The organism is Stenotrophomonas sp. SMYL86 (genome assembly GCF_036320025.1).
Taxonomy (GTDB): Bacteria; Pseudomonadota; Gammaproteobacteria; order Xanthomonadales; family Xanthomonadaceae; genus Stenotrophomonas; species Stenotrophomonas maltophilia_A.
The window spans coordinates 119,869-141,393 of sequence record NZ_JAWIRU010000010.1 but is presented as its reverse complement, the minus strand read 5'-3'; the positions used below and the strand labels follow the sequence as shown (position 1 = coordinate 141,393).

At 68.5% G+C, this 21,525-nt stretch carries 17 protein-coding genes; 8 read left to right on the top strand and 9 right to left on the bottom strand.

The window, feature by feature from the left end:
* Positions 1 to 47: 47 nt before the first annotated feature.
* Entirely contained in the window at positions 48 to 3,932 is a 3,885-nt protein-coding gene (gene purL, locus V3B64_RS12920) for a phosphoribosylformylglycinamidine synthase (protein WP_329914237.1), read from the bottom strand.
* Positions 3,933 to 4,784: 852 nt separating this feature from the next.
* On the opposite strand from purL, the gene V3B64_RS12915 reads away from it, so the two are divergent.
* Positions 4,785 to 6,884 (top strand): glycosyl hydrolase family 18 protein, encoded by a 2,100-nt coding sequence (locus tag V3B64_RS12915; protein ID WP_329914236.1) that lies wholly within the window; start codon positions 4,785 to 4,787, stop codon positions 6,882 to 6,884.
* Between the two features lie 110 nt (positions 6,885 to 6,994).
* Here V3B64_RS12915 and V3B64_RS12910 read toward each other — a convergent pair whose 3' ends face one another.
* On the bottom strand, positions 6,995 to 7,780 hold the full coding sequence (locus tag V3B64_RS12910; RefSeq protein WP_049424945.1) for a DsbC family protein: 786 nt from the start codon (positions 7,778 to 7,780) through the stop codon (positions 6,995 to 6,997).
* A 100-nt stretch (positions 7,781 to 7,880) separates the two neighbouring features.
* Positions 7,881 to 8,858 carry a site-specific tyrosine recombinase XerD gene (xerD, locus tag V3B64_RS12905; RefSeq protein ID WP_032128012.1) on the bottom strand — a complete coding sequence of 326 codons (978 nt, stop codon included), beginning with the start codon at positions 8,856 to 8,858 and terminating at the stop codon, positions 7,881 to 7,883.
* Positions 8,859 to 8,914: 56 nt separating this feature from the next.
* On the opposite strand from xerD, the gene V3B64_RS12900 reads away from it, so the two are divergent.
* The gene (locus V3B64_RS12900; protein WP_121504848.1) at positions 8,915 to 9,406 is read left to right on the top strand and encodes an RDD family protein; all 492 of its coding nucleotides are present in this window, start codon (positions 8,915 to 8,917) and stop codon (positions 9,404 to 9,406) included.
* A 54-nt stretch (positions 9,407 to 9,460) separates the two neighbouring features.
* Here the strand turns inward: V3B64_RS12900 and V3B64_RS12895 are convergent, their stop codons facing one another.
* From V3B64_RS12895 to lptF, 3 genes are read right to left on the bottom strand one after another with little or no spacing between them, the layout of a single operon-like run.
* Positions 9,461 to 10,333 carry a hypothetical protein gene (locus V3B64_RS12895; protein WP_121504847.1) on the bottom strand — a complete coding sequence of 291 codons (873 nt, stop codon included), beginning with the start codon at positions 10,331 to 10,333 and terminating at the stop codon, positions 9,461 to 9,463.
* 54 nt (positions 10,334 to 10,387) lie between these two features.
* Entirely contained in the window at positions 10,388 to 11,494 is a 1,107-nt protein-coding gene (gene lptG, locus V3B64_RS12890; protein ID WP_329914235.1) for an LPS export ABC transporter permease LptG, read from the bottom strand.
* Positions 11,491 to 12,573: an LPS export ABC transporter permease LptF gene (gene lptF / locus V3B64_RS12885; protein ID WP_032128008.1), complete on the bottom strand. Its 1,083-nt coding sequence runs from the start codon at positions 12,571 to 12,573 to the stop codon at positions 11,491 to 11,493. The genes lptG and lptF overlap by 4 nt, the downstream gene beginning before the upstream one ends.
* 104 nt (positions 12,574 to 12,677) lie before the next feature.
* Between lptF and V3B64_RS12880 the strand changes: the two genes are divergently transcribed.
* The 5 genes from V3B64_RS12880 (at position 12,678) to V3B64_RS12860 (ending at position 18,679) form a co-directional block, all read left to right on the top strand.
* Positions 12,678 to 14,156, top strand: a complete 1,479-nt coding sequence (locus V3B64_RS12880) for a leucyl aminopeptidase (RefSeq protein ID WP_049424934.1) — start codon at positions 12,678 to 12,680, stop codon at positions 14,154 to 14,156.
* Between the two features lie 81 nt (positions 14,157 to 14,237).
* A complete protein-coding gene (locus V3B64_RS12875; protein WP_049400292.1) occupies positions 14,238 to 14,663 on the top strand; it encodes a DNA polymerase III subunit chi in 426 nt (141 codons plus the stop codon).
* Positions 14,664 to 14,682: 19 nt separating this feature from the next.
* Positions 14,683 to 14,874: a YqaE/Pmp3 family membrane protein gene (locus V3B64_RS12870; protein ID WP_012510005.1), complete on the top strand. Its 192-nt coding sequence runs from the start codon at positions 14,683 to 14,685 to the stop codon at positions 14,872 to 14,874.
* A 33-nt stretch (positions 14,875 to 14,907) separates the two neighbouring features.
* Complete coding sequence (locus tag V3B64_RS12865) at positions 14,908 to 17,736, top strand: valine--tRNA ligase (RefSeq protein ID WP_329914234.1); 2,829 nt, start codon at positions 14,908 to 14,910, stop codon at positions 17,734 to 17,736.
* Between the two features lie 121 nt (positions 17,737 to 17,857).
* On the top strand, positions 17,858 to 18,679 hold the full coding sequence (locus V3B64_RS12860; RefSeq protein ID WP_121504845.1) for an EamA family transporter: 822 nt from the start codon (positions 17,858 to 17,860) through the stop codon (positions 18,677 to 18,679).
* A gap of 142 nt (positions 18,680 to 18,821) precedes the next feature.
* Here V3B64_RS12860 and rimI read toward each other — a convergent pair whose 3' ends face one another.
* The 3 genes from rimI to pssA are packed head-to-tail and all read right to left on the bottom strand — an operon-like array spanning position 18,822 to position 20,598.
* Positions 18,822 to 19,319, bottom strand: coding sequence for a ribosomal protein S18-alanine N-acetyltransferase (gene rimI / locus V3B64_RS12855; RefSeq protein ID WP_032128003.1), 498 nt, complete (start codon positions 19,317 to 19,319; stop codon positions 18,822 to 18,824).
* Positions 19,316 to 19,825 (bottom strand): hypothetical protein, encoded by a 510-nt coding sequence (locus tag V3B64_RS12850; protein WP_329914233.1) that lies wholly within the window; start codon positions 19,823 to 19,825, stop codon positions 19,316 to 19,318. The genes rimI and V3B64_RS12850 overlap by 4 nt, the downstream gene beginning before the upstream one ends.
* On the bottom strand, positions 19,822 to 20,598 hold the full coding sequence (gene pssA, locus V3B64_RS12845) for a CDP-diacylglycerol--serine O-phosphatidyltransferase (RefSeq protein ID WP_019660986.1): 777 nt from the start codon (positions 20,596 to 20,598) through the stop codon (positions 19,822 to 19,824). Before pssA ends, V3B64_RS12850 begins: the two co-directional genes overlap by 4 nt.
* A gap of 80 nt (positions 20,599 to 20,678) precedes the next feature.
* On the opposite strand from pssA, the gene V3B64_RS12840 reads away from it, so the two are divergent.
* Entirely contained in the window at positions 20,679 to 21,053 is a 375-nt protein-coding gene (locus V3B64_RS12840; RefSeq protein WP_100437948.1) for a DUF4124 domain-containing protein, read from the top strand.
* The last annotated feature ends 472 nt before the right edge of the window (positions 21,054 to 21,525 follow it).

Sequence of the window (21,525 nt, the reverse complement as noted above, 5' to 3'; positions counted from 1 at the left end):
GGTTTTTCCATACGCGATGGCATTGAGGCCTGCGCGATGCAGTGCGATCAGCCGCACCACACCCGCGCGTTGCGGAACATGCGCATCCACGGCGAGTCACCCTGCCACTCGGCCGGAGCCCAGCTCAGGTTGAGCGCGCGCGGGGTGCGCTCCGGGTGCGGCATCATGATGGTGACGCGGCCGTCGCTGCTGGTCAGGCCGGTGATGCCGTCCGGCGAACCGTTCGGATTCAGCGGGTACTGGCTGGCAACGTTGCCGTGGCCATCGATGTAGCGCAGCGAGACACGTGCGGCGGCCTGGTCGACGGCATTGTCGAACACCGCCTGGCCTTCGCCATGCGCCACCGCCACCTGCAGGCGCGAACCGGCCATGCCGCGCAGCAGGATCGACGGCGATTCCACCACCTCCAGCAGCGCGGTACGGGCTTCGAACTGCTCACTGGCGTTGCGGCGGAACTGCGGCCAGTGCTCGGCCCCCGGAATGATGCCCTTCAGCTGGCTCATCATCTGGCAGCCGTTGCACACGCCCAGCGCGAAGCTGTCCTCGCGGGCGAAGAACGCAGCGAAGGCATCACGCAGCGCGCTGCGCTCCAGGATCGAGGTGGCCCAGCCACGGCCGGCACCGAGCACGTCGCCGTAGCTGAAGCCACCACAGGCGACCAGGCCGGTGAAGTCCTGCAGGGCCACGCGGCCTTCGATCAGGTCGCTCATGTGCACGTCGAACGCGCGGAAGCCGGCACGTTCGAAGGCGTTGGCCATTTCAATCTGGCCGTTCACGCCCTGCTCGCGCAGCACGGCCACGCGCGGGCGCGCACCGGTGCTGATGAACGGCGCCGCCACGTCCTCGTTGAGGTCGAAGCTGAGCTTGGGCTTCAGGCCCGGCGCCGTGAAGGCACGCGCAATCTCGCGCTCGGCGTCGGCGTTGGCCGGGTTGTCGCGGCGCTTCTGCATCGCATGGGTGACCGACCACCAGGCGTCGAACAGCGCGTCCCAGCGCCACTCGGCCAGGTTCTCGCCGCCCAGCGACACGCGCACCACCGGTGCGGTGGTCGGCTTGGCGATGCGCTGTGCGCATTCGGTCAGTGCGTGGCGTTCGACCAGATCGGCGAACGCAGCACGGTCTTCGCGCGCGATCTGCACCACCGCACCCAGTTCTTCATTGAACAGGCTGCGGAACGGATCATCGCCCCAGGCATCGAGAGTGATGTCCAGGCCCAGGCGCGAGGTGAAGGCCATTTCGCACAGCGCAGCGAAGGCGCCGCCGTCGCTGCGGTCGTGATAGGCCAGCAGCAGGCCGGACTGGCGCGCATCGCGGATCAGTTCAAAGAAGCCACGCAGGCGCTGCGGGTCGTCCAGGTCCGGCGCGGCACCGGCGAAGGCCGGCAGATCGCCGTGGTCGGCATGCACCTGGGCCAGGATCGAACCGCCCAGGCGCTGCTTGCCGGCACCCAGGCCGATCAGCCACAGCTCGCTTTCCACGTCGCGGTCGAGCAGCGGGGTCAGCTGCTGGCGCACGTCGGCCACCGGCGCGAACGCCGAGATCACCAGTGACACCGGCGACACGCTCTTGTGTGCTTCGCCCTGGTCGTGCCACTGCGCCTGCATCGACAGCGAGTCCTTGCCCACCGGGATGCTGATGTCCAGCTGCGGGCACAGTTCCATGCCCACCGCCTTCACCGCGTCGTACAGCAGCGCGTCTTCACCCGGGTGGCCGGCTGCGGCCATCCAGTTCGCCGACAGCTTGATCTCATCCAGCGCATCGACCGGGGCCGCGCACAGGTTGGTCAACGCTTCGCCCACCGCCATGCGTGCCGAAGCAGCGGCGTCGAGCAGGGCCAGCGGGGTGCGCTCGCCGATCGACATCGCTTCACCGGCCACGCCGTCGAAGTCGGCCAGGGTGATCGCCACGTCGGCCACCGGCAGCTGCCACGGGCCGACCATCTGTTCGCGTGCGGTCAGGCCACCGACGCTGCGGTCACCGATGGTGACCAGGAAGTTCTTTGACGCCACCGTCGGGTGCGCGAGCACGCGAAGGCCGGCTTCCTGCAGGTCCAGGCCGCCGGTCTTCAGCGCCGGCCAGCGCGGGGCCGGCGGATGCGCGGTGTCGCGGTGCATCTTCGGCGGCTTGCCGAACAGCACATCCATCGGCAGGTCGATCGGCGCATCGGCCGGGGTATGGCCCGGCACGGCACCGTAGGCCACCACCAAGTGCTCCTCGGCAGTCGCCACGCCAACCGCGGCGAACGGGCATCGCTCGCGGGCACACAGTGCGGCGAACTCGGCCAGGCGCTCCTGGGCCACGCCCAGCACGTAGCGTTCCTGCGACTCGTTGCACCACAGCTGCATCGGCGACAGCGACGGATCATCGGTGGGCACCTTGCCCAGATCGATGACACCGCCGACCTTGGAGTCGTGCAGCAGTTCGGGGATTGCATTGGACAGGCCACCGGCACCGACGTCGTGGAAGAACTTGATCGGGTTGTTGGCGCCCATCGCCACGCAGCGGTCGATGACCTCCTGGCAGCGGCGTTCCATTTCCGGGTTGTCGCGCTGCACGCTGGCGAAGTCCAGGTCTTCGGCGCTCTCGCCGGAGGCCACCGAACTGGCGGCACCGCCGCCCAGGCCGATCAGCATTGCCGGGCCACCCAGCACGATCACCGCGTCACCGGCCTGCAGCTGGATCTTGTCGACCTGCACGCGATCGATCGCGCCGAGGCCACCGGCCAGCATGATCGGCTTGTCGTACGCGCGCACCAGATCGGCGCCTTCCGGCAGCTCGAAGCTGCGGAAGTAGCCGAGCAGGTTCGGGCGGCCGAACTCGTTGTTGAACGCTGCGCCGCCAAGCGGGCCGTCGGTCATGATTTCCAGCGCCGGTGCCATGCGCGGGTTCAGCGCGCGCGGCGCTTCCCACGGCTGCGGCAGTTCCGGAATGCGCAGGTGCGAAACCGAGAACCCGGACAGGCCCGCCTTCGGCTTGCCGCCTCGGCCGGTCGCGCCTTCGTCGCGGATCTCGCCACCGTTGCCGGTCGATGCGCCCGGGAACGGCGCGATCGCGGTCGGATGGTTATGCGTTTCCACCTTGATCTGGAACGCGCTGGGCACCTGCGGCTCGCGGCGGTATTCGCCGCTGGCCGGATCCGGGCGGTAACGCGACGCCGGATGGCCTTCGATCACTGCGGCATTGTCGCTGTACGCGCTGAGCGTGTGCTGCGGGGTCTGCTGGTGGGTGTTCTTGATCATCCGGAACAGCGAGCGGTCCTGCTCCTGGCCGTCGATGGTCCAGCTGGCGTTGAAGATCTTGTGGCGGCAGTGCTCGGAATTGGCCTGCGCGAACATCATCAGCTCGACGTCGGACGGCGCGCGGCCGAGCGCGGTGAAGCGTTCGCGCAGGTAGTCGATCTCGTCCTGGGCCATGGCCAGGCCGAGGCGCTGGTTGGCAGCCTCCAGCTGGTCCACCGGCACGCGTTCCAGTTCACCGCGGGCCGGCGCCGAGAACAGCGCCTGGCCCTGTTCCACGGTCTCCAGCACCGACTGCGTCATCGGGTCGTGCAGCGCCTTGACCAGCGCCTGCTGGGCGGCGGCATCGGCCGGCCAGCCCTGCACGTCGATGCGCAGGCCACGCTCGACCCGGCTGACCGGCTGCCCGGCACCGCGGACCAGTTCGGTGGCCTTGCTCGACCACGGCGACAGCGTGCCCAGGCGCGGCACCACGATGCGGCTGACCGCGCCGTCGGCCACGGCCTCGGCCTGCGGCGCGGCTTCGAGGATGCGGCACAGGGTGGTCAGGTCGGGGGCGGCGCTGCCTTCGGGCTGCACGAAGTAGACGTGCCAGGCACCGCTGATGCGCAGGGAGGGAGCGATGGACTGCAGGCGGGATTCAAGACGTTCGCGGCGGAACGGCGACAGGGCGGGCGCGCCCTCAAGGACCATCATGTCCGGGGAACCGTAGTTGGGAAACGGGCCCGACATTGTACCGGAAGCGGGGGAAGGGCTTTGGCCGGGCGGCGCCCGGCACCCGCCGAAGCCAAGGCAACGGCAACTGCCAAAGCAAAAGCGGGGTTCCCGTGGGATGGCGGGGTGGGTTCGGTTGCGGGGGACGCCGTGAATCCATCCCTGGAGGCTCGGTCGCCGCATCCATGCGGCTCACGCCCCCGCAACCGGACCCACCCCGCCTTCGACAGATTTCCGCGATCTGCAGTAGATCCACGCCATGCGTGGATGCTCCCCGGTAGTGCCGGCCGCTGGCCGGCAACCAGGAAATTTCAGAAATCAGGCATTGAAGAGCGAAGCGATCGGCTTCTGCTTTTGATTTTCTGTTCTGTCTTCCGTGGCTGGCCGCGCAGGAACCTGTCCGTGGCCGGGCGGGGGGGGGGGGCACGGGGGGGGGCCCCCAGGGTGCGGGGGCCCCCCGGGGGCGGCCCCCCCCCCCCCCGCCCCCGCGCCCCCCCCCCCCGCCCCCCCCCCCCCCCCCCCCCCCCCCCCCCCCCCCCACGGCCAACCCCCAGAAATCCGCTGTTCGCGGAAAGCCCCAGCCACGAGGGGGCTCCGCCGATGGCCGCCGACCGCGCGCCAGCGCCGCTCTCCGCCAAATCCCCGAACCATGCACTCGCTCACGGATTGACCACACGATTGATGACAACGTTGTCCCCACCTGGTGCCGGACTCTCTCCCCGGCCTCCCAGGTACCTCCGTCCGCCCCCTCCGTCGCCTTCCCGGGCGACGCCCGGACCTGCGTCACGCGCGGCGCCATCGGGGCCCGCGCGCCCTTTGATCGGAGACTTACCCATGTACGACCCGATTGTGCGCAGTGCCGAACGTTCGACCCGAAGCTGTCGTCCCCGCCGCCTGGCCTGGCTGCTTGCCCTGGCCGCCGGTACCGCCGCCCTGCCCGGCCTGGCGCAGGCCGCCAGCTGTGCCGGCGTGGCCCAGTGGGACCAGGCCAAGATCTACCGGGCTGGCGATACCCTGCAGAAAGGAGGCGTCCTCTATCGGGCGAACCAGGACATCTGGAACGCGCCGCCGGACCATCCGGCCGGTGCGCCCTACTACACCAACCTCGGTGCCTGCGATGGCAGCGGCGCCAACCAGCCGCCGGTGGTCAGCCTGACCTCGCCGGCCAACGGCGCCGCCTTCAGCGCCGGCAGCACGGTCAACGTGACCGCCAACGCCAGTGATCCGGACGGCAGCGTCGCCAAGGTCGAGTTCTTCCGCGATGGCAGCACGCTGGGCGTGGCCACCAGTGCGCCGTACGCGGCCAGCTGGGCCAATGCCAGCGCCGGCAGCCACACCCTGCGTGCAGTCGCGACAGACAACAACAACGCCACCACCAGCACCGCGACCATCACCATCACCGTCAACGCCGCCGGTGGCGATACCACCGCACCGAGCGTGCCGGGCGGGCTGGCGGTCGGCACCCGCACCGCCAACAGCATCGCGCTCAGCTGGAGCCCGTCCACCGACAACACCGGTGGCAGCGGCGTGGCCGGCTACGACGTGTACCGCAACGGCAGCCTGGTCGGTTCACCGTCCAGCGCCAGCTACATCGATGGCGGGCTGACTGCCTCCACCACCTACCGCTACCGGGTTCGTGCCCGCGACAACGCCGGCAACGCCTCGGCCCAGGGCACCGAGATCAGCGCCACTACGCTGGCCGGCGACGGCGGCACCACCGGCAAGCGGGTGATCGGTTACTTCACCCAGTGGGGCATCTACGGCCGCAACTACCGGGTCAAGAACATCGACAGCAGTGGCTCGGCCGCACGCCTGACCCACATCAACTACGCGTTCGGCAACGTGCGCAACAACCGTTGCGAAGTGGGCATCACCCAGCCGTCGGATCCGAACAGCGGTGCCGGTGGCGATGCCTTCGCCGACTACACCAAGGCCTTCAGTGCCGCCGAGAGCGTCAGCGGCAGCGCCGATACCTGGGACCAGCCGTTGCGCGGTAACTGGAACCAGCTCAAGCAGCTCAAGGCCAAGTACCCGGGCATGAAGGTGCTGATCTCGCTGGGTGGCTGGACCTGGTCGCGTGGTTTCTCCAGCGCGGCGCGTCCGGAAAACCGCCAGGCCTTCGTCGCCTCGTGCATCGACGCCTACATCAAGGGCAACCTGCCGGTGACCGACGGTGCCGGTGGCGCCGGTGCCGCACTGGGCGTGTTCGACGGCATCGACGTCGACTGGGAGTACCCGGTGGCCTGTGGCATCGAATGCGGCAAGCCGGAGGACAACGCCAACTTCACCGCGCTGATGGCCGAGTTCCGCCGCCAGCTCGATGCGGTGCGTCCGGGCCTGTTGCTGACGGTGGCGGTGGGTGCCGGCATCGACAAGATCCGCGTCACTGATCCGGCCGCGTACCACCCGTACCTGGACTACATCAACGTGATGACCTACGACTTCCACGGCGCGTGGGATGCGAAGACCAATCACCAGTCGGCGCTGTTCGATTCGCCGAATGATCCGTCCACCGGCGACCAGAAGCTCTACAACAGCAACGACGCCATCGAGGCCTTCATCAGCCGTGGCGTGCCCGCCGCCAAGCTCAACCTGGGCATCGGCTACTACGGGCGTGGCTGGACCGGTGTGACCAACGCCAACAACGGCCTGTACCAGACCGCGACCGGCGCCGCCCCGGGCACGTATGAAGCCGGCATCGAAGACTGGAAGGTGCTGAAGAACCTGGCGTGGCCGGGCTACACCGACAACACCGCCGGTGCCACCTGGATCTACAACGGCAGCACGCTGTGGAGCTTCGATACCCCGGCCAACATCACCCGCAAGATGGGCTACGTGAAGACCCAGGGCCTGGGCGGCGCGTTCGTCTGGGAGTTCAGCGGTGACGATGCGCAGGGCACGCTGACCAAGGCGGTCAGTGATGGCCTGAAATAAGCAAAAAGCCGGGGGCGCATTGTGCGCCCCCGGCCTCTGATCTGTAGCGCCGAGCCCATGCTCGGCTGATGGTCCCGCAGTCGAGCATGCCTCGACGCTACGATTCCGCGTCAGCGCTTCTCGGACAGCTTGTCCAGCGCCGCACGCAGCTGCGCCGGCGGCAGGTAGCCGCCCAGCTGGGTGCCGTCCGGGGCGAAGATCGCCGGCGTGCCGTTCACGCCCAACTGCTGGCCCAGCGCGTACTGCATCGCCACCGGGTTGGTGCAGTTCTTGGCCGGCACACTGCCACCGCGCTTGGCGTTGGTCAGGGCCTGGCGGCGATCCGCTGCACACCAGACCGAAATCATGTCGGTGTAGTCCTTGCTGCCCAGGCCCATGCGCGGGAATGCCAGGTACTCGACCGAGATGCCGTTGCGGTTGAGCTCTGCGATGTCCTGATGCAGCTTGCGGCAGTAGCCGCACTCGATGTCGGTGAACACGCTGATGGTGTACTTGGCATTGGGCGCAGCGAATACGATGCGGTCGCCGTGGTTGGCCTTGGCCAGCAGATCGCGGCGGTAGCCGAGCAGGCCTTCGCTGTTGGCCGGGCCCTTGGCACGCGTGTCGTAGGGCTGCGACTGGAACAGGTAGCGGCCATCGTCGGACACGTACAGCAACTGGCCGGAGACCACGACCTCGCGGAAGCCGGGGAACGGCGCAGCGCCGATGTAGTCCACCTGGAAGCCGGGATTCAGGGCGGTCAGCGCGGCGCGTACGGCCTGGTCGGCCGAAGCGTTGGCGGCCGGGGCGGCCTTGGCCGCAGCCGCGGCGGGTGCCTTGGCGGCCGGCGGAGCCGGCTGGGCGCAGGCGGTCAGGCTGAGCGCACCGAACACGGCGGCGATGGCAAATCGGAGCATGGAGCGGTCCGCGACAGAAGAAGACCCCGGATTCTGACACAGCCGCCGCTACCGGGCCGCGACACCGCCCACCGTCCGAGGCCGGGGTTCAGGCCGCTGCTCAGCCGCGCGGATGGTGGCGCGCGTGCAGCTTCTGCAGGTGTTCGCGGGCCACCAGGGTGTAGATCTGGGTGGTCGACAGCGAGCTGTGGCCGAGCAGCATCTGCAGCGCGCGCAGGTCGGCGCCGCGGTTGAGCAGATGGGTGGCGAAGCTGTGGCGCAGGCCATGCGGGCTGATCCGCACCGGATCGATACCGGCCACCTGCGCGTGGCGCTTGACCAGATGCCAGAACGCCTGGCGGGTCAGCGCATGCAGCGTCGGCTCGACAAACAATGGGGTCTGCCCATCGGCCAGCGCCTGCACTTTGCCCTTGCCGACCAGCTGCGGGCGCGACGCCTGCAGATAGCGCTCCAGCCAGTGCTGCGATTCCTCGCCCAGCGGCACCAGCCGCTCCTTGCTGCCCTTGCCCGTGACCCTCAGCACGCCCTGGCGCAGGTTGACTGCCGTGGCCGGTAGCAGCACCAGCTCGCTCACGCGCAGGCCGGCCGCATACATCAGCTCCAGCATGGCGCGGTCGCGCAGGCCCAGCGGACTGTCGATGTCCGGCGCCGCCAGCAGTGCGTCGATCTGGCTTTCGGCCAGCGCCTTCGGCAACAGCCGCGGCAGCTTCGGCGGGTCCAGCAGTGCACTGGGGTCCTCGCTGCGTTCACCACGGCGCACGCCATCGGCGAAGAACGCGCGCAGCGCCGACAGCAGGCGCGCATTGCTGCGCGGCGACCAGCCATGCCGGGTGCGCCAGGCCAGGTAATCGAACAACCCCGGGCGCTCGATGCCGGCCAGGCCACCGTCGCGTCCATCCATCCAGCGCGCCAGCCCTTCCAGGTCGCGCCGGTAGCTGTCGAGGGTGGCGCGGGCCAGGCCGTTCTCGGCCCAGATCGCATCGAGGAAGCGCTGGATGCGCGCGCTGTCGTCGGCGCGCAGCTCGGGCAGTTGCTGCACCAGCTGGCGGCGTTCGGCGGGGGTGGAAACAAGGGCCATGGGTGCAGGATACGAGGGCCACTGCGGGCGCGGCCAGCTTTGCGTATGCTCGGCGCATGTCCCGCCCCGCCACCGACACGGCCCCTGCGGCCGCTACCGAAATGCCCCGCCCACGTGCCTTGTTGGCCTGGCGCGTGCTGGCGATGGTCTACGACGCACTGCCGGTGCTGGCGCTGTGGATGCTGGCCGGCACGCTGTTCACCCTCGCCTACACCTTCAGCGGCCACGCGCAGCGCGAGAACATCGCACCGTTCAGTGCCTGGCAGTGGCTGCTGTGGGCGGTGTGCTGGGGAATCACGGGGTGGTACGCCACGGCCAGCTGGCGCCGTGGCGGACAGACGCTGGGCATGCGACCGTGGCGGCTGAAACTGCAATCGAGCGATGGCACGCCGCTGCGGCTCGGCCAACTGTGGCTGCGCTTCGCGGTGGGCTCACTGTCGCTGCTGCTGGGTGGACTGGGGTTCTGGTGGGCATGGGTCGACCGCGACCGCCTGACCTGGCACGACCGCGCCAGCGGCACCCGCCTGATGCGCATGCCGAAGCGGTGATGCACCACGTGTAGAGCCGAGCATGGGCTCGGCTCTACACGATCAACGCAGCGATCAGCCGGCTGGCGCCGGGTCCGGCAGGATCACCGCCGGCTGCGTCCAGAGGTCGAAAAAGGCGGACGCGAACGCATTGGCCTGCACGTCATCGGCCACCGGAACCTGTCCGCTCAACTGCGCACGGGTCTTCACGAACTCCTGCCACAGTTTCAGGCTGGCCTTCTTCAGGCGCTTCTGCTCGCCTGCATCGGTTGCGGCAAGGTACTGCGCGTACAGCTCGCGCATCGGTTTGCCCTGGGCCTCATAGGCCGCCGGAAGCGGCGGCAGCTGGGCGGCAGTGAAAGCCACCGATGCTGCCGGCGGCCGGTAGCCATCCGGCCCGAAAGCCTCCTTCAGCTCGTCCCCGGCATCCAGGTATTCGAAGAAGCCAGGCACGTTGTAGAGCTTGGTCCGGTAGTCGGACGAGGTATCCGGGCTGCTGGAGACCACCGTGTCAGGCAGCTCGCCCTTCAGTCCTGCGTCCCAACGGCGCGGAATGAAGAAGCCGGTCGCCTTCACGTAGGGACCCTCGATCTCCACATCGTTCAGTTCGATCTTCGATGCCAGGTTGCCGGTATTGGTTTTGCTGGTGACGTACTGCTCGGTGACGATCACGTACTCGGCCATGGCCGGGTTGATCAGCCCACCGATCCCGTCGGCGTAGACAACCATGCGTACGCTGCCGATTTTCTCGCTCTGCAGCCGGTACTGGCCCGGCTCCAGGACCAGGGGCATGGAGGTGTGCGGCGGCAGGGTATGCACCTGCTGGTCGACCGACAAGGTCAGCGGTGCATCCGTCGGGTTGTCGATCTCGAAGTCGACGGTGGACCGGCTGCAGCCGGCAGAAAGCAGCACGGCCGCGATGTACGGCAGAAAGCGTTGGAAGCTCATGTTCGTCCTTGAAGTGAAACGGAAACAGCCGGGCCTTGCCCGGCTCCCTGGGAATCAACCCGATTTGCGCCGGAACAGCAATCCAGACACCGCCAGCATCACGATCGGTGGCAGCGCATAGGCAATGCGGTAATCGAACTTCAGCGCGCCGGCCATGCGCCCGAAGAACAGCTGCAGCAGCCAGAAGCCCAGCGCGAACAGGATGCCCAGGAACAGGCGCTTGCCCATGCCGCCGCTGCGCAGCGAGCCGAACGCGAACGGCACCGCCGCCAGGCACAGCGCCAGCACGTTCAACGGGTAGAACCAGCGGCTCCAGTACACGTCCTCGAAGTCACGCGCGTCCAGCCCGTTGCGCTGCCGGTAGGTGATGCTGGTGCTCAGTTCGGCGAGGCTGAGGTTGCGCGGCTTGGCGATGCCGGTGGCCAATGCGGCCGCATCCAGCTTCGAATTCCACGGTTCGCGCGCGATTTCCTGGCGGGTCGCCGAGCGCTCGCCGAAGGTATCGCGACGTACCCCGGTCAGCACCCAGCCATCCCTGTCATGCTCGGCGGTGTCGGCATGGGTCAATGAGGCGATGCCCCCGCTCTCGGCGATGCGGTACAGGCGCACGTCGCGCAGGATCAGGCGCGTGCCTTTGTCGCCGACCAGCTGCTCCTCGCCGCTCTGCGCGTTGAGGAAGGTATCGCCCTCGCGTGCCCACAGGCCCGAGTAGCGGCTGGTGGCGATATCCCGCCCCCACTTGGCGCTGGACTTCAACGCATCGGCGCGGTCCTGGCCCCAGGGGCCCAGGGTCTCCGCGCTGAACACCATCACCGCGGTCAGCAGCGACAGCGCAATCGCCACTGAAACGCTCAGGCGCTTGCGCGACAGGCCCAGCGCACGCAGCGCGGTCAGCTCCGAGGTCGCTGCCAGCTGGCCCAGGCCCATCAGTGCACCGATCACCGCGGCGGTGGGGAACATGGTGTAGGCGCGGCGTGGCACCGTGTACAGCACCCAGGCGGCGGCATGGCCCAGCGTGTAGCCGTTCTTGCCGATGTCCTTGAACTCGCCGGAGAACGCCATCACCACGTCCAGGCCAACCAGCACGGCCCAGGTCAGCAGCACCGTGGTGAACACCGACCGGCCCAGGTACAGGTCGAAACGCATCGGGCGCAGCCTCATGCGCGGGCTCCCTTCGGGCGGCCCAGGCGGCCATCACGTGCATACATCCAGATTGCCAGCGCCAGCAACGGCAGGGTCAACCACCACAGGCCGAGCGCTGGGGGGATCTTGCCGTTGGCGATCCAGCCGCTGCCGATGAACATGAGATTGGTACCGACCATGTAGGCCATCAGCGCCAGCATCATGCGGCCGTAGCGCTGCTGGCGCGGCGAGCTGCGGCCCAGCGGCACGGTCAGCAGGGCGAACGCCAGCGCGATCAGCGGCGGCGCCAGGCGGCGGTGCAGCTGCGCCTGCGCCTGCGGACGCTCATCGCCGATCAGCTGCAGGGTCGGCATCAGTTCCGGGTCATCCTCGGTGCGGGTCTGCGCGCCATCGGGCAAGGCCACGTCATTGCGGGCGAAGGTCGCCAGGCGGTAGTCCAGGCCACCAGCCACCGGCCCTTCCACCTGGTGGCCGTCATCCAGCTCCAGGAAGCGCTGACGGGTGCCCTCGAAGAACATGCGGCCGCCATTGGCCGACACCACCTCCAGGCGGTCATCCTTCTGGCGCTGCAGGAACACCTTGCCCAGTTGGGTGCCATCGGGCGAGATCGAGGACAGGTAGACCACGCCGCCATTGGGCAGCGGGGTGAAGCGGCCCGGCTCCAGACCGGCCATCAGCACGCTGCGGTTGGCCTCGATGATCATCTGCTCGGCCACCCGGCCGGCCCACGGGCCCAGCCACAGCGAGCAGGCGCCCACCAGGGCCACCACCGGCACCACCAGCATCAGCAGTGGCCGCAGCAGGCGTTTGGGGCCGACACCAATGGCGGTGATCACCGCCATTTCCGAGTCACGGTACAGGCGGGCGATGGCCAGCAGCAGGCCCAGCATCAGCGCCAGCGGCAGGATCAGCGGCAGGTAGGCGATGAACTGCAGGCCCAGCTGCGAGAACAGCAGCTTGGCCGGCAGGCGCCCGTCGGCGATGTTGCCGAGGATGTCCACCAGCACGCCGCCCACGCTGACCACCAGCAGGACGATCAGGGTAGCCAGGAAACTCTGGACGAAATCGCCCAGCAGGTATCGGTCGAGCTTCAGCATGGGGCGGTGGTTTAAACTCTGGGGTTCGTTCGCGGTGCCGCCCAGTCTACTGTCTGGGCGTAAACGGCCTGCGATTGTACGGACTCGCCAATGGAATCTGCTCAATGGCCCTCGAATTCACCCTGAACCACGTTGCTCCGGCCGCCGCCACCGTCGATTGCCTGGTGGTTGGCGCGTACGCCGACCATACCCTGACCCCGGCCGCACAGGCCCTGGACGCCGCCAGCGGTGGCCGCCTGGCCGCCCTGGCCCAGCGCGGCGACCTGTCCGGCAAGACCGGCGCCACCACCCTGCTGCATGACCTGCCGGGCGTGACCGCCCCGCGCGTGCTGGTGGTTGGCCTGGGCGAAGCCGCCCGTTTCGGCGTGCCGCAGTACCTGAAGGCCGTCGGCGACGCCGTGCGCGCGCTGAAGGCCGGTGCTGCCCGCAGCGCACTGTTCACCCTGTCCGAAGTGGCGGTGAAGGACCGCGACGCGGCCTGGGCGATCCGCCAGGCGGTGATCGCCGCCGATCACGCCGCGTACCGCTACACCGCCACCCTGGGCAAGAAGAAGGCCGACGACGCCGGCCTGGCCCAGCTGGCCATCGCCGGTGACGACGCGCAGGCCCTGGCCCAGGGCCAGGCCATCGCCGCCGGTGTCGAGTTCGCACGCGAGCTGGGCAACCTGCCGCCGAACTACTGCACCCCGGCCCATCTGGCCGAGGTCGGCGTGAAGTTCGCCGGCGAGCACGACGGTGCCGAAGCCGAGATCCTCGACGAGCACCAGATGGAAGCGCTGGGCATGGGCTCGCTGCTGGCCGTGGCCCGCGGTTCGGCCAACCGCCCGCGCCTGGTCGTGCTGAAGTGGAACAATGGCGGCGACGCCAAGCCGTACGTGCTGGTCGGCAAGGGCATCACCTTCGATACCGGTGGCGTCAACCTGAAGACCCAGGGCGGCATCGAAGAGATGAAGTACGACATGTGCGGTGGCGCCAACGTCATCGGCACCTTCGTCGCTGCGGTCAAGGCCAAGCTGCCGCTGAACCTGGTGGTGGTGGTGCCGGCGGTGGAAAACGCCATCGATGGCAACGCCTACCGCCCGTCCGACGTGATCACCTCGATGTCGGGCAAGACCATCGAAGTGGGCAACACCGACGCCGAAGGCCGCCTGATCCTGTGCGACGCGCTGACCTACGCGCAGCGCTTCGAGCCGGCCGCGCTGGTCGACGTCGCCACCCTGACCGGTGCCTGCATGGTCGCCCTGGGCCACCAGACCGCCGGCCTGATGAGCAAGCACGACGACCTGGCCAACGAGCTGCTGGCCGCCGGCGAGCAGGTGTTCGACCGCGCCTGGCGCCTGCCGCTGTGGGACGAATACCAGCCGATGCTGGATTCGACCTTCGCCGACGTCTACAACATCGGCGGCCGCTGGGCCGGCGCGATCACCGCTGGCTGCTTCCTGTCGCGCTTCGCCGAAGGCCAGCGCTGGGCCCACCTGGACATCGCCGGCGTGGCCAGCGATGAAGGCAAGCGTGGCATGGCCACCGGTCGCCCGGTCGGCCTGCTGAGCCAGTGGCTGCTGGACCAGGCCGCCCGCGCCTGATGCCGTACCCGACCCTGGCCGGCCCCGCCGGCCAGGGCCTCGCCCGGCACTGCCGGGCCCCTGCCTGACCCGGACCCTGCCATGCCCCGCGCCGACTTCTACCTGATCGCCAAGCCCCGCTTCCTGACCGAGCCGTTGCGCCTGGTCTGCGAGCTGGCGCGCAAGGCCAACGACGCCGGGTTGTTCACCCTGGTGCTGGCCCGCGACCAGGCCCAGGCCGAGGAGCTGGACGAACTGCTGTGGGCGTTCGACAACGATGCCTACATCCCGCACCAGATCGCCGGCGAGGACATGGACGAGGAAGAAGCCCTGGTGCTGATCGCCGTGCCGGGCACCGAGGCACCGGCGCGCCCGCTGGTGATCAACCTGCGTGATGAGCCCTGGCTGGGCGAGTGCGAGCGCGTGCTGGAAGTGGTTCCGGCCGACCCGGAAGCGCGCGAACCGCTGCGCGAACGCTGGCGCCAGTACAAGGCCGCCGGTTACGACCTGAACAAGCACGACATGTAAGTCCAGCGAGGACCCCTTGATGCGCCTGTTGATCGCCCTGATTCTTCCCTGGCTGTCCTTCTTCACCATCGGCCGGCCGTTTGCCGGCATTGTCTGCCTGATCCTGCAGATCACCCTGATCGGCTGGCTGCCCGCCGCGATCTGGGCCGCCTACGCGGTCAGCCAGTACCACACCGACCAGAAGATCCGGCGCGCCCTCGGGCCGCGCTGATCTCCCTTCCGCCTTGATTACCGGTTCCCCCGCATGACCCAACTCGCCTCCAGTTACGACCCGAAGTCCTTCGAGACCGACCTCTACGAGGCCTGGGAGAAGGCCGGCCACTTCAAGCCGTCCGGCACGGGCGAGCCGTACACCATCCTGCTGCCGCCGCCGAACGTGACCGGCACCCTGCACATGGGCCACGCCTTCCAGCAGACCCTGATGGACGCGCTGGTGCGCTACCACCGCATGCGCGGCTACGACACGCTGTGGCAGGTCGGCACCGACCACGCCGGCATCGCCACCGAAATGGTGGTCAGCCGCAACCTGGCGCTGGAAGGCAAGGGCGAGACCCGCGATTCGCTGGGCCGCGAAGGTTTCATCGGCAAGGTCTGGGAGTGGAAGCAGCAGTCCGGCGACACCATCGAACGCCAGATGCGCCGCCTCGGCACCTCCGCCGACTGGTCGCGCAGCACCTTCACCATGGACCCGCAGCCGTCGGCGGCGGTCAACGAGGCCTTCGTGCGCTGGTACGAGCAGGGCCTGATCTACCGCGGCCAGCGCCTGGTCAACTGGGACCCGGTGCTGAAGACCGCCATTTCCGACCTGGAAGTGGAAAGCGCCGAGGAAGACGGCTTCCTGTGGTCGATCGCCTACACGCTGGATGAGGGCCTGAGCTACGAACACGTCGAGCGCGATGCCGACGGCGTGGAAACCCTGCGCGAAACCCGCGACTACCTGGTCGTCGCCACCACCCGCCCGGAAACCCTGCTGGGCGATACCGCGGTGATGGTGCACCCGGAAGACGCGCGTTATGCGCACCTGATCGGCAAGAGCGTGGTGCTGCCGCTGACCGGCCGCCGCGTCCCGGTGATCGCCGACGACTACGTGGACCGTGCCTTCGGCACCGGCGTGGTCAAGGTCACCCCGGCGCACGATTTCAACGACTATGAAGTGGGTGTGCGCCACAGCCTGCCGATGATCAACCTGTTCACCCCGGTGGCGGCGCTGAACGAGAACGCGCCGGATCGTTTCCAGGGTCTGGACCGCTACGCCGCGCGCAAGGCCGTGCTGGCTGAGCTGGAAGACCTGGGCATCCTGGTCGAGACCAAGGCGCACAAGCTGCAGGTGCCGCGCGGCGACCGTACCGGCCAGGTGATCGAGCCGTACCTGACCGACCAGTGGTTCGTGAAGATGGACGACCTGGCCAAGCGTGGCCTGGAGCTGGTCGAAGACGGCAGCATTTCCTTCGTGCCGCCGAACTGGATCAACACCTACCGCCACTGGATGAACAACATCCAGGACTGGTGCATCAGCCGCCAGCTGTGGTGGGGCCACCGCATTCCGGCGTGGTTCGACGAAGCCACCGGCAGCTGCTACGTCGGTCGCAGCGAAGAGGAAGTGCGGGCGAAACACAACCTGGGCAGCGACGTGGTGCTGAACCAGGAAAGCGACGTGCTGGAGACCTGGTTCTCCTCGCAGCTGTGGCCGTTCTCCACCCTGGGCTGGCCGAACGAACAGGCCATGGCCGAGCGCGGCTTCGACCGCTACCTGCCGTCGTCGGTGCTGATCACCGGCTTCGACATCATCTTCTTCTGGGTGGCGCGCATGATCATGGCCACCGACAACCTGGTCGGGAAGATCCCGTTCAAGGACGTCTACTTCACCGGCCTGATCCGCGACGGCCAGGGCCAGAAGATGTCCAAGAGCAAGGGCAACGTGCTCGATCCGCTGGACATCATCGACGGCATCACCATCGACGATCTGGTCGCCAAGCGCACCGGCGGCCTGATGCAGCCGAAGATGGTGGAGAAGATCGAGAAGGCCACCCGCAAGGAATTCCCGGACGGCATTGCTGCCCACGGTGCCGATGCGCTGCGCTTCACCATCGCCGCGCTGGCCACCCACGGCCGCGACATCAAGTTCGACATGAACCGCGCCGAGGGCTACAAGAACTTCTGCAACAAGCTGTGGAACGCCAGCCGCTTCACCCTGATGAACACCGAGGGTGCAACGTTCACCGGCGTGCCGACGCCGCGCACCGATGCCGAGCGCTGGATCCTTGCGCGCCTGGCGGCGGTGTCCACCGAGGCGCAGGGCCACTACGCCAACTACCGCTTCGACCTGCTGGCGCAGTGCCTGTACGAGTTCGCCTGGAACGAGTTCTGCGACTGGTTCCTGGAGCTGAGCAAGCCGGCACTGAATGGTGCCGATGCCGCCGACGCCGAAAGCACCCGCCACACCCTGCTGTACGTGCTGGAAGCGCTGCTGCGCCTGCTGCACCCGCTGACCCCGTTCATCACCGAACAGCTGTGGCAGCAGCTGGCCCCGCGACTGGGCCTGGCCGAAACCACGCTGTCGCTGCGCCCGTACCCGACCGCCGCCGAGTTCGAAGGCGATTTCGCCCAGGCTGAAGCCGACGTAGAATGGTTGAAGGCGGTGATCAGTGCCGTGCGTCGCGTGCGCAGCGAACTGAACGTGGCCCCGTCCAAGCTGGTGCCGCTGCGCCTGCAGGCCGGTCTGGAGCAGGACCGCGTGCGCATCGAACGTTTCAGCGCCTCGCTGTCGTTCCTGCTCAAGCTGGACAGCATCCAGTGGCTGGCTGAAGGCGAAAGTGCACCGCCGGCTGCCGCCGCGATCGTCGGTGAACTGAAGCTGCTGGTGCCGCTGGAAGGCCTGGTCGATCTCGACGCCGAGCGTGCCCGCCTGGACAAGGAGATCAAGCGCGTGGAAGGCGAGCAGGAGAAGAGCGAAACCAAGCTCGCCAAGTTCACCGACAAGGTGCCGCCGGCGGTGGTCGAGCAGGAACGCGTGCGCCTGGTCGACTGGAACACCCAGCTGGCCGGCCTGCGCGAGCAGCGCGCGAAGCTGTAAGCGCCGGGAAACGCCGGGTACTGCCCGGCGTTTCCTTTTGTAGAGTCGAGCCGTGCTCGACTCATGACAGCAGTCGAGCATGGCTCGACTCTACATTTCCCGCGCATGGCATCATCGCTGGATGCCGCTTTCCATCTTCCTGCTGGTTCTCGCCGCTGCAGCCCTGCACGCCAGCTGGAACGCGATCGTCAAGCGCGGGCCGGACAAGTTCCTCGGCACCGTACTGGTGACCGGCAGTGCCGCGCTGCTGTCGGCTGCCGGCCTGCCCTTCCTGCCATTTCCCGCCGCGCACAGCTGGCCGTGGCTGGGCGCGTCGGTGCTGCTGCAGGTGACCTACTACGGCCTGGTCGCACGCTGTTACCAGCAGGTCGACATGAGCCTGGCCTATCCACTGATGCGTGGCAGCGCGCCGATCCTGGTCGCGTTGGCGGGCACCCTGCTGGGCGAGCAGCTGCCACCGGCAGCGTGGCTGGGCGTGGTGCTGGTCAGCACCGGCATCCTGTGCATGGCGCTGGGCGCGCGTGGCGGCCAGCTGCGCCTGCCGCTGCTGACCGCGGCGATGATCGCCACCTACACGCTGGTCGATGCGCAGGGCGCGCGTCAGTCCGGCAGCGCACTCAGCTATACGTTGTGGCTGTTCCTGCTGTCGGGCATTCCACTGCCACTGTGGGCGCTGTACACGCGCCGCGGCGCGGTGCTGGACTATGCGCGGCAGCACTGGCCGCTGGGGCTGGCCGGTGGCGTCGGCACCACCGCCTCGTATGCGATGGCGTTGTGGGCAATGACCCAGGCGCCGGTGGCGATGGTCTCGGCGTTGCGCGAATCGTCGATCCTGTTCGCGTTGCTGATCTCGGTGTTCCTGCTGCGCGAACGGATTCCGCGCGCGCGCTGGCTGGCGGCGGCGTTGATCGTCGGGGGTGTGTTGGCACTGCGGCTGGCGTGAGGAAAGCGTGCCAACCAAGGTTGGCACCTACCGGACAAGCCATTGCACGCCTTGGTAGCAGCCGACCTTGGTCGGCGCATTCCTGCCACCCCCGGTTGCCGGCTACCGGTAGTGCCGGCCGCTGGCCGGCAACCCTGCTCCGTTACAGCGGCGGCATCGCCTGCAGGTCGCCGTCGACCAGTTCGATCGCCATCACCACCGCGTCTTCGCGGCCCTGTGCGGCCGGGTAGTAACGCGGGCGGCGACCGATCTCGTTGAAGCCTTCGCTGTGGTACAAGGCCAGCGCGGGTGTGTTGGACGGACGCACTTCCAGGAACACACGCTGCGCACCCCGGTCGCCGGCCAGCTGTACCAGCGCGCGCAGCAGCTGGCGCCCGAGCCCACGCGACTGCGTCAGCGGGTCGATGCAGACGTTCAGCACATGGGCTTCGTCGGCCGCGATGCTGAGTACGCCATAGCCGATCAACTGGCCATCGCGCTCCATGGCCAGGCCCGGATAGCCCGCACGCAGGCAGTCGACGAAGATGCCGCGGGTCCAGGGAAACGGATAGCCGCGTACTTCAATCGCCATCACCGCGTTGAGGTCGCTCTCGCGCAGCGCGCGCAGGCTGACCGGACCGGGCTGGCTGACCGCACTCATGGCGCACCCCGCTTGCGCAGGGCGCGCAGCTGCGGCCACAGCGCGCGCTTGGCGGCCGGGTCCTGACGCAGCTGGTCCAGCGGCCAGCTGTCCATCAGCGCCTGCGTGGCCGGATCATTGGGATTGCAGCCGGACGCGCGCAGCAAGGCGATCTGCAGGCGATCCGGCAGGCGCACCACCGGCTGCCGGGCATTGCCGCCAGGCAGCGGCCGGGCAGCCGCGGGCGCGGTGTCCGGTGCGCTGACCGGGGTCTCGCGACGCGCTGGCGCCGGGCGTTCCTGGCGGGAAACCGGTGCGGCCGCAGCCAGAGGTTCGCACGCGGGTGCGGTTGGCGCCCGCGCCTGCTCCGCCGCTGGTGTGGCAGCCGCCTCGGCTTCGGCCACGCTCAGCTGCAGCGCGGCATCCAGCTCGGCGGCCAGCTGGCCGTCGTGATAGACGGTGTAGCCCATGGCCTGCAGCCAGGCCTGCTGGGCCGGTGACCACAGCACGGGCAGGTCCCCGCTCACGCGGCCTCGGGCTTCTTGCGCAGGCGCTGCACGGCCCACATCACCGGGCCCGACAAGGCGTACAGGATGCCCACCGCGAACAGCACGCGCGGCAGGTCGATGACCGCAATGGCGATCGCCACTGGCACCAGGGCCAGTACCAGGAACGGCACGCGGTCGGAGCGGGTGCCCTTGGCGCCGCCGCCCTTGAAGCTCCAGAAGCGGATGCGGCTGACCATCAGCAGCGCCGCGATGATCGTCACCGCCAGCGCCACGTAGCGCAGCTGGTTGCCGTCCCAGCCCAGGTTGCCATCGGCGAACGCCCAGACGAAGGACATCATCAGGCCGGCTGCGGCCGGGCTGGCAAGGCCGACGAACCAGCGCTTGTCGACCACCGCTACCTGGGTATTGAAGCGGGCCAGGCGCAGCGCCGCGCAGGCGGCATACAGGAAGGCCACGGCCCAGCCGACGCGACCCAGCAGCGGGTCGTCGAACTTCAGCCACGACAGCGACCAGTGGTACATCACCAGCGCCGGGGCCATGCCGAAGCTGACCAGGTCGGCCAGCGAGTCGTACTGCACGCCGAATTCGCTGCTGGTGCCGGTCAGGCGCGCCACGCGCCCATCCAGGCCATCCATCACCGCCGCCACGAACACGGCGATGCTGGCGTTGACGAAGTCCCCGTTGGCCGCGGCGATGATCGCGTAGAAGCCGGCAAACAGGCCGGCGGTGGTGAACAGGTTGGGCAGCAGGTAAATCGTGCGCGAACGCGGCGGCGGTGTGATCGGGTCCATGGAATCCAGTTTAATCGACTTGCCAGTGCTCGGCGCCAATGCTGCAATCGGCGTTCTACGCCCATTCCGTGGAGTTTGCCATGCGTGCCCTGTCCTGCCTTGGATGCCTGCTGCTGTTGGCCAGTGCCAACGCCGTGGCCGGCCCCGTCTACAAATGGAAGGACGCCAATGGCGTGACCCAGTATTCGGAGACCCCCCCGGCAGGCAGGAAGTTCGAGACCCGGGCGCAGGCGCGCAGTCCCCAGGCGGCGGCCAGCGCCGAGACCCCGGCCGCGCCGGTGCCCGAGCAGTGCAGCACCGCCCGCGCCAACCTGGCCCTGCTGGACGGCGGCGGCCAGGTGATGCAGGACACCGATGGTGATGGCAAGGCCGATACCCCGTTGGCTCCGGAGCAGCGCAGCGCGCAGAAGGGATTGGCTGAAGCCGCCATCAAGGCCTACTGCCCGGCGGAGTGAGGGTTATCGGCAGGGCTTGCAGCCCTGCACCTGCTGAAGCAAAGGCAACAGCAACGGCAACGGCAACAGCCGGCTATGGGCTTTCTGTGGGTTTGGCGGGGCGGTGTGGGCTGGCAGGACACGCCGTAAACCCTTCCATGGGGGCTCGATGGCGCCATCCATGGCGCCAACGGTCCTGCCAACCCACACCGCCCCACCTCTGACAGTTTCCTGCTGCTGTTGGTAGGTGTCGACCTTGGTCGACACGCTGGATCCACGCCATGCGTGGATGAATCTCCATGGAAATTGAATATTTCGAGAATTGATCGAACAGCAGCCGAGCATGGCTCGGCCCTACAAAAGGGCGGCAGATCGCGGAAAACTGTCGAAGGCGGGGGGGGGGGGGGGGGGGGGGGGGGGGGGGGGGGGGGGGGGGGGGGGGGGGGGGGGGGGGGGGGGGGGGGGGGGGGGGGGCGCCCCCCGCGGCGCCGCC